At 72.0% G+C, this 8,674-nt stretch carries 6 protein-coding genes and 1 pseudogene; 4 read left to right on the forward strand and 3 right to left on the reverse strand.

Annotated features, from left to right (window positions below):
• The 4 genes and pseudogenes from G6048_RS44745 to G6048_RS44760 all read left to right on the forward strand — a co-directional run.
• Positions 1-352, forward strand: a pseudogene (locus tag G6048_RS44745) (serine/threonine protein kinase); the annotation flags it as partial.
• A 126-nt stretch (positions 353-478) separates the two neighbouring features.
• The gene (gene ettA, locus G6048_RS44750) at positions 479-2,143 is read left to right on the forward strand and encodes an energy-dependent translational throttle protein EttA (RefSeq protein WP_165345363.1); all 1,665 of its coding nucleotides are present in this window, start codon (positions 479-481) and stop codon (positions 2,141-2,143) included.
• Positions 2,144-2,145: 2 nt separating this feature from the next.
• Entirely contained in the window at positions 2,146-2,574 is a 429-nt protein-coding gene (locus G6048_RS44755; RefSeq protein WP_165345364.1) for an acyl-CoA thioesterase, read from the forward strand.
• Positions 2,571-3,260, forward strand: coding sequence for a hypothetical protein (locus G6048_RS44760; RefSeq protein ID WP_165345365.1), 690 nt, complete (start codon positions 2,571-2,573; stop codon positions 3,258-3,260). Before G6048_RS44755 ends, G6048_RS44760 begins: the two co-directional genes overlap by 4 nt.
• Before the next feature lie 131 nt (positions 3,261-3,391).
• Here the strand turns inward: G6048_RS44760 and G6048_RS44765 are convergent, their stop codons facing one another.
• From G6048_RS44765 to G6048_RS44775, 3 genes are all read right to left on the reverse strand, one after another.
• A complete protein-coding gene (locus G6048_RS44765) occupies positions 3,392-4,375 on the reverse strand; it encodes an ATP-binding cassette domain-containing protein (RefSeq protein ID WP_165345366.1) in 984 nt (327 codons plus the stop codon).
• A 78-nt stretch (positions 4,376-4,453) separates the two neighbouring features.
• A complete protein-coding gene (locus G6048_RS44770) occupies positions 4,454-7,138 on the reverse strand; it encodes an FtsX-like permease family protein (RefSeq protein ID WP_165345368.1) in 2,685 nt (894 codons plus the stop codon).
• Positions 7,139-7,292: 154 nt separating this feature from the next.
• A partial coding sequence (locus tag G6048_RS44775; protein WP_165345367.1) for an FtsX-like permease family protein occupies positions 7,293-8,674 on the reverse strand: 1,382 nt, incomplete at its 5' end.

The raw sequence follows: 8,674 nt of genomic DNA on the forward strand, positions 1-8,674 counted from the left end.
CCCACCCGCCGCCCCCAACAAGGGCGACCGCTGGATCGCCCAGCTCTTCTCCGAGCCCGTCAGCGCGGGCACGGCCGCCAGAGACCAACGGCTCGCCAAGATCCGCCAGACCGTCCCCGAAGCCGTCTACGTCCGCAGCGACAACTTCGCCTCCCTGCGCCCCGGCTTCTGGGTCATCTACGCCCCGGGCCCCTTCGCCAACGGCCGAGCCGCCCTGAACTTCTGCCGAGACCGAGGCCGCACCAGCGCGAACACCTGCATGGGCCGCTACCTGAGCAAGAACGCCGCGGACTTCGCCCTCCAGTGCCGCCCGCCGGCCGCCGACCCGACGGGCCGCTGCACTCGCCCGTGATCAGGTCCGGCAGTGAAAGTGCAGGTCAGGGCCCCTCTGAGATACGGGTTTCCCCCCAGGGGTAGCCGTCGGGCAAGATGGGGTGTATCTGCCCACTGCCGATTTCAAGCGTCCGGACGGTTTCTCTTGGCTGAGTACATTTACACCATGCGCAAGGCGCGCAAGGCGCACGGCGACAAGGTGATTCTCGACGACGTCACCCTGAGCTTCCTGCCCGGCGCGAAGATCGGTGTCCTCGGCCCGAACGGTGCCGGTAAGTCGACCGTCCTCAAGATCATGGCCGGCCTTGAGCAGCCGTCGAACGGTGACGCGTTCCTGTCGCCCGGTTACACCGTCGGCATCCTCCTGCAGGAGCCCCCGCTGAACGAGGACAAGACCGTCCTGGAGAACGTCCAGGAGGGTGTCGCCTCGATCAAGGGCAAGCTCGACCGGTTCAACGAGATCGCCGAGCAGATGGCGACCGACTACTCCGACGCGCTCCTCGAAGAGATGGGCAAGCTCCAGGAGGAGCTCGACCACGCCAACGCGTGGGACCTCGACGCCCAGCTCGAGCAGGCCATGGACGCGCTCGGCTGCCCGCCCGGTGACTGGCCCGTCACCACCCTCTCCGGTGGTGAGAAGCGCCGCGTCGCGCTCTGCAAGCTGCTGCTCGAGCAGCCCGACCTGCTGCTCCTCGACGAGCCCACCAACCACCTCGACGCCGAGTCCGTGAACTGGCTGGAGCAGCACCTCGCCAAGTACCCGGGCACCGTCGTCGCCGTCACCCACGACCGGTACTTCCTCGACAACGTCGCCGGATGGATCTGCGAGGTCGACCGCGGCCGCCTGCACGGCTACGAGGGCAACTACTCGCAGTACCTGGAGACCAAGCAGGCCCGTCTCAAGGTCGAGGGCGCGAAGGACGCCAAGCGGCAGAAGCGTCTGAAGGAAGAGCTCGAGTGGGTCCGCTCCAACGCCAAGGGGCGGCAGGCCAAGTCCAAGGCGCGCCTTGCCCGTTACGAGGAGATGGCGGCCGAGGCGGACAAGATGCGGAAGCTGGACTTCGAGGAGATCCAGATCCCGCCGGGCCCGCGCCTGGGCAATGTCGTCGTCGAGGTCGAGAACCTCACCAAGGGTTTCGGCGAGAAGCTCCTCATCGACGACCTGTCCTTCACGCTGCCGCGCAACGGCATCGTCGGCATCATCGGTCCGAACGGCGCCGGCAAGACCACGCTGTTCAAGATGATCCAGGGCCTGGAGAATCCGGACTCCGGTGCCATCAAGGTCGGCGACACCGTCAAGATCAGCTACGTCGACCAGACCCGCGCGAACATCGACCCCAAGAAGACGCTGTGGGCCGTCGTCTCCGACGAGCTGGACTACATCAACGTCGGCCAGGTCGAGATGCCGTCCCGCGCGTACGTCTCCGCCTTCGGCTTCAAGGGCCCCGACCAGCAGAAGCCGGCCGGCGTGCTCTCCGGTGGTGAGCGCAACCGCCTCAACCTCGCGCTCACCCTCAAGCTGGGCGGCAACCTGCTGCTCCTCGACGAACCGACCAACGACCTGGACGTCGAGACGCTGTCCAGCCTCGAGAACGCTCTGCTGGAGTTCCCCGGCTGCGCCGTGGTCGTCTCCCACGACCGCTGGTTCCTCGACCGCGTGGCGACGCACATCCTCGCCTACGAGGGCGACTCCAGGTGGTTCTGGTTCGAGGGCAACTTCGAGTCGTACGAGAAGAACAAGATCGAGCGGCTCGGCCCGGACGCCGCGCGTCCGCACCGCGCCACCTACAAGAAGCTGACCCGGGGCTGATCTTGCGGCACATCTACCGCTGCCCGCTGCGCTGGGCGGACATGGACGCGTACGGCCACATCAACAACGTGGTCTTCCTCCGCTATCTGGAGGAAGCCCGTATCGACTTCCTGTTCCGCCCGGACAAGGATTTCCAGCAGGGGTCCGTGGTGGCACGCCATGAGATCGACTACAAGCAGCAGCTCGTCCACCGGCACACACCGGTGGACATCGAGCTGTGGGTCACGGAGATCCGCGCGGCGTCGTTCACCATCACGTACGAGGTCAAGGACCCGGAGCAGGTGTATGTCCGGGCCTCGACGGTGATCGTGCCGTTCGACTTCGAGGCGCAGCGACCGCGCCGTATCACCGCCGAGGAGCGCGCCTTCCTCGAGGAGTACACGGACTCCACAGAAGACGACGAAGACCCCTCGGAGGCCGTCGCCGCATGACGGCACTGCACCTCGCCGACGCCGGGGAGGCGGCGGACCTCGCCGCCTTCCTTGCCCGGCTGATCCACTACGACCGGGCGGCAGCCGTGCGGTTGCAGGGGTCGGGGACGGCGCTCGCGGTGTTCGGCCGACCCCCGTCGTTCGAGGTCCTCGCCATCCGTACGGCGCGACTGGCCAAGCCGTACGAGAACGGTCTCGACGCCTCGCTCGACGTGACCGTCTCGGCCGGCGAACTCCTGGAGTCCATCGACGAGCCGGCGGCCACGGCACTCGTGCCCACCGCCGTCACCGGCCCACCCTGGGCCGGCGTACTGCCACCGCGCAGCGGCTGGCGACCGGAGCCGGGACTGCCCACGCTGGACACGGTGCGGGCGATGGTCGCCTCGGCGGTCACCGAATTCCGTTCCCGTACGGGGGAGTTGGCGCCCGAGCGGCGCACCCGCACGGAGCTGGACCGGATCGGGAGGGAGATCTGGTCCCGCCCGATCGCCGACACCGAACTCCCGGTGAGGGCCGCGCACGCGGCACAGTCACTGGGCTTCCTGCGGCCGTCCCGCCCCGCCACACCGGAAGAGCCCGCCCTGGCACTGCTCTCCTCGGGCGCGTGGCTCAGGCTGCGGACGCCGTACGGGTCGATCGCGGTACGCAGGGCGGGGCTCGGGGCCTTGGACGTAAGCGTCCGCTGATCGCCCGCGCTGATCGCCGCTTGCGCGAGGGAGATTGGCGGCTCGGGGCGCCCATTCAGGGGCGCGGGGCTGTATCAATGTGCGGCTCCGCCGTGCGGGCCCAACCAGCCCCCACCGGGCCCGCAGGTTCATCACCGCTCCTCCAGCGAAGCGCCCCCGCTGTCGTCGGGCCGGACGGCGATGTGATCGGGCTCCAGCTCGAGGGCGACCCGGTCGCGCATCCCGAGAGCTTCGGTGTACTCGGCGGGAAGCTGAAGCCGCCCCGCCCGGTCGAGCATCGCGTACTCCCGGGCCACCACCCTCTCGTACCCGGTCGCCGCATCGACCTCGGTGCGGCGCAGCACCTCCGTGGAGGTGCGGCCGTCGCGGATGGCGACCGTGCGGCGGACCTCGCCGGCGACCGCCTGGTCATGGGTGACGATGACGATGGTGGTGCCGAGGTGCTCGTTCGCCGTGCGGAAGGCGGCGAAGATCTGCTCCGCGGTGTGGGAGTCGAGCTCGCCGGTGGGTTCGTCGGCGAGGAGGACGGCGGGGGAGTTGGCCAGGGCCACGGCGATGGCGACGCGCTGCTGTTGACCGCCGGACAACTGGTGCGGATGGCGCGCCCGGCAGTCGGCGATGCCGAGCAACTCCAGGAGTTCCAGGGCGCGTTCGGCCTTCGCCCGGCGACCGCGAGTGCCGTTGCGGGTGCCGCGCAGCTGCATGGGCAGGGCGACGTTCTGGGCGGCGGTCAGGTAGGGGAGAAGGTTGCGGGCGGTCTGCTGCCAGACGAAGCCGACGGTCTCGCGACGGTAGCGGAGGCGGTCCTTCGCGTTCATGGTCAGCAGGTCGTGATCGGCGACCCGGGCCGCGCCCGCCGTGGGGGTGTCGAGGCCGGCCAGGATGTTCATCAGGGTCGACTTGCCGCTGCCGGACGCCCCCACCAGGGCCATCAACTCGCCCTCCCGGACCAGCAGATCGAGTCCCTGGAGCGCCTGCACCTCCACACCGTCCGTGGAGAAGACACGGACCAGCCGGTCACAGGTGATCAGCGCGTCATGGCCGTAGGCGGGCCGGTCACGGCGATCGGCGGCGCGCTGGGCCAGGTCGGCGAAGGTCGGGTTCGTAGCCGTCATCGGGCGACTCCTGCCATCTTGATCGTGGCCGTCATCGGGCGACTCCTGCGGTCGTGGTCGTAGCCATAGCCGTAGCCGTCATCGGGCATCCCCCGCGCGGAGTTCGGTGACCGACCCCTTCCGCCCCGTCCACCACGCCTGAGCCGCCGCGATGCCCGTCGCGAGGAGGAGCACGGCCAGTGCGGGGAGCAACAGGGACGCCGGGTCGGTCCGCAGCGGGGCGGTGCCCGCTGCGGACCCGCCGCCGGGGGTGGCGAGCGCGATCGTGGTCAGGTCGACGCCGGGCGCCAGGAGGCGGACAGCCGCCCAGCCGGTCAGGGCGCCGCCCGCCGCCGCGAGGAGGGCACCCGGCAGCGCTTCCAGTACGAGCAGCCGGCGGCCCTGGCTACGGGTGAGGCCCATGGTGCGCAGCCGGGCCAGCAGGGCGGCGCGTTCCGGAGCGGCCCGGACCAGGGCGAGCAGCAGCGCGAGTACGGCGTATCCGGCGCCCGCCGCGACCGCCGCCGTGTAGACGCGCTCGGCGCCGGACTGGAGAGGGGAGTCCACGTACCGCGCCCGTTCCTCGGACCGCAGTCGTACGTCCGTGCCGGCGTCCTCGGCCTTGTGCAGCGTGCCCGCGTCGAGATGGTCGCCGGTCAGCAGCAGGGTGGACGGGCGCGCGGCCTCGGCGCTGAGACCGGAGCGGTCCACGACCAGGAACTCGGTGCCGGACACGGCCGGCGTCAGCTCCCGTACGAGAACGATGCGGACGGTGACCTCGCTGCCGTCCTCCAGGCGTACGGGGAGGGGGCGGGTGCCGTAGCGGTCGGCGACGGAAGGAGAGGCGAGGGCGGGAAGCACCCGCTGCCCCGAGCGGCTCAACTCGCCGCCGGGGAACGCCCCGAGGCCTGTCCGCCCGGCCAGCCTCGCGTACTCCTCCGGCTCCACCCCCGCGAGCGGCACCGTCACAGGACCGCCCTCCGGTTTCGCCTGATACGCGATGCTCAGCGCCGTGACCTCGTCCGCGCCGGACGTCGAGCGGACCTCCTCGGGCAGGTCGGCGGGCAGCGGACCGATGGCTTCGACGCGGGCGTCCGCGCCGAGGGTGAGCAGCGCCGCCCGGTCCCGCGCGTCCGTGACGCCCGCCAGCACGGAACCCCCGAACGCGGCCGTGGTCAGCGCGGTCAGCAGCGCGAGCAGCGGCAGCACCGTGGAGACGGAGGTGCGGCCCGCGCGCGCCAGCGAAAGATGGCCGACCGCACCGCGCAGCCGGGCCGCGGGACGGGCCAGGTGGCGCAGCGGGAGCGGGTAGACCCGGACCAGTACGAGAGCGGCGATGACGCCGATCAACACCGGGGCCAGCGCCACCAGTTGATCGCCGGACGCCGCCCCGCGCTGCCGCAGGGTGAACACCGCGGCCGACGCCAGGACGAGCAGGGTGAGCTCGGCGACCGTACGGCGGCGGGAGGGACGTACGGACGTCAGGTCCTCACGGGCGCCGTGGACGCGTACGGCACGGTGGGCGGTCGCGGCGCGCAGCGGGAGCACGGCGCAGGCGAGCAAGGTGACCGCGGCGGCGGCTGTCACGGCGTACGAGAGGCGGCCGTACGGGACGGCGAGCAGGGCGGCCGTCAGGCCGAGCGCGCCCGCCGGAACCGCGACCACGGCCGTCTCGGCGAGCAGCCGCCCCATGACGCCCCGCAGGGAACCGCCGCGGGCGCGGATCAGGGCGAGTTCGGCGCGGCGGCGGTCGGCGGCGAGGCCACCGGCCATGAGCAGGACGATCGCCGCGACGGTGCCGGTGCCGAAGACGGCGACGGCGACGAGGGGGGAGATGCCGGAGCGGAGCTCGGCGTACGAGGTGAGGACGTCGTCGAGGCCGGTGCTCGCATCGACCTCCGGGTCGGTGAACGCACGGACCTTCAGCAGGTCGGGGCCGGATTCGAGCGCGGCGACGGCGCTGCTGAGCCGGGACAGATCGCGTGCGGTCAGGCTGGCGGGGTCGGGGGCGAGCTGCCAGTAGCGCACCGGGTTTCCGGGCGTGCCGAGGAGGGCGGGGGCCGCTTCCGGGGCCAGCAGCAGGGCGCCCAGCCAGTACGTCTGCTCGTTGCCGATCGAGCCCGGGACCCGGGAGAGGGAGGGGCGGCGCAGCAGCGGCTGGGTCGTCCAGTACGCGCCCTCCGGATCGCGCGGGGCGACGATGCCCGTGATCCGGACGGCCAGCGGGGCGCGTTCCACGCCGGGTACGTGGATCACCGAACCCGCCTTGATCCGCAGCTTCGCCGCGGTCTCCGTGGTGACCGCCGCCTCCACCTCGGCCGTCGCGGCGGTCACCGTGCCGTCGGTGCGCGGGAGGCGTCCCTCCCGCAGCCGGGAGTGGTCGGCGAGGCCGTTCGGCGCGGCGAGCGACATCTGCGCGGGCAGCCCGCTCGGCCGCGGCAGCCAGGGCTCGGGCGCCTCGAGCGGTTGGGCGTTGCGGACGCCGTACGTGGACTGCTCACGATCGGGGACGAGAGGTGCCCGGACCACGTCCAGCAGCTGCGCGTACTGCTTGCCCAGCGTGTCCGGGAGCAGGGCCGACTCCCGTTCCCCCTGCGGGATTTCGGACCAGGGCGGCGGCGCGGACAGCTGTACGGAGCTCGACTGGGCCGTCGCCTCCTCGACCGCGTGACGCAGACCCTCGTCCTCGTAACGGTCGACCGCGCGAGGGAAGACGGCGGCCAGCGAGGCGGTCAGCGCGACGAGCAGGGCGAGGGCGACGGCGGCACCGGGGGCGGCGCGCAGGCGGGTACGGGTCCAGGGGGCGACCGTGTGGCGAGGTGCGGTCTTGTCATGAGGTGCGACCGTGTTGCGAGGTGCGGACTTGCCATGAGGTGCGGCGGTGTCACGAGGCGCGGCCTTGTCATGAGGTCCGACCGAGTCACGAGGTGTGGGCACCTCAATCACCCCCCGGGTAGCGCAGCGAACTCGCCGGATCCTGCCGGCGCAACGCCAGTACCGCCGTGACCAGCAGCGGCATGACGACGACCGCCGTCAGCAGGACCGCCACCTGACCCGGCGGGAGCTCCACCAGCACCTGCGGCACCGGCTGCGTGGCCCGTGGGGTGAGAACGATCAGCGGGATCACCGCCCGGGTCAGCACCGCCCCGAGGGCCACGCCCACCACCAGCGCGAGGGCGACCAGAACGCCCTGCTCGGCGGCGATCAGCCGGGCCAGCTGGCGGCGAGGGGCGCCCAGGGCGCGGAGGATCGCGAACTCGGTGCCGCGTTCCCGCAGCGAACCCGCCGTGCTCACCGCGAAACCGACCGCGGCCAGCGCTGCGGCGACCGCGGCCGCCGCCGCGAACGCCGACTGAGGCCCCGCCCCGAAGGGATCGTCGCGCAGGCCCTCCGCGACCTCGTCACGCACGACGACCTGCGACGGCTCGATGTCGGGCCGCTCCCGCAACTGCGCCGCCACCCGCGCCGCACTGCCCGGCTCGGCCCGCAGCCACCACTCGGTGGGCGTGACGCTCTCGCCGTACCGCGCCTCCAGCACCCGGTTCACGGACCGCAGATCGACCAGCAGCGCGCCACCACTGGTGGACGACGCGTCCTCGGTCGTCGGCAGTGCCCGTACGCTCCCCACGATCCGCACCGGCACGGTCGAACCGTCGAACGGCACATCCACCCGTTGCCCGGTGCGCGCGCCCGCCGACTCAAGGAAACGGTCGGTCGCCAGAGCCGCGATCTCCGGTGTGGCGGTCTGGGCGACCTGCAGCCGGACCGTGAATGGGAAGGGCTGCCAGGCGACTTCGCGGGGCACATAGCCGGTGCCGTAGCCAACCGTCAGCGGTCGGGAGGACTCCACGCGCGCACGGGTCGGGGCCGCGTCACCCTCGGGGTCCACCGTGGTGCTGTCGGCCCGGGACTTCGCCTCCCAGGAGGCGGGCTGCGGGAGCGTGCGCTTCTGGCCGTCGGCTCCCGTGGCCGTCAACTCATCGACGGAGAACCGGTGTTGCTCCGCCCTTCCGACCGGCTGGGTCATGTCCAGCTGCATCCCGATGAGCGTCAGCGGCTCGGCCGGGGCCGCCGCGACCCGCTCGAGGTCCAGGGTGAGGGTGTGCGCCCGGCCGTCGGCGGGGAGTGCGCCGACGGTGACCCGGTACGGCACCCCGTACCGGTCCTCCAGAGTCACCGCGACGTCTGCGATCACCTCCGAAGAACCCGCGCCGGAAGCCCCGGAAGCGTTGGAGGCACGGGAAGCGTCACGGAGCCGCAGGCCCAGACCAAGCCGGGTGGTCCCCTTCGGCAGCGTCGTACCCTCGGCAGCCACCCGAC

The organism is Streptomyces ureilyticus, from assembly GCF_011045025.1.
GTDB classification, from domain to species: domain Bacteria; phylum Actinomycetota; class Actinomycetes; order Streptomycetales; family Streptomycetaceae; genus Streptomyces; species Streptomyces ureilyticus.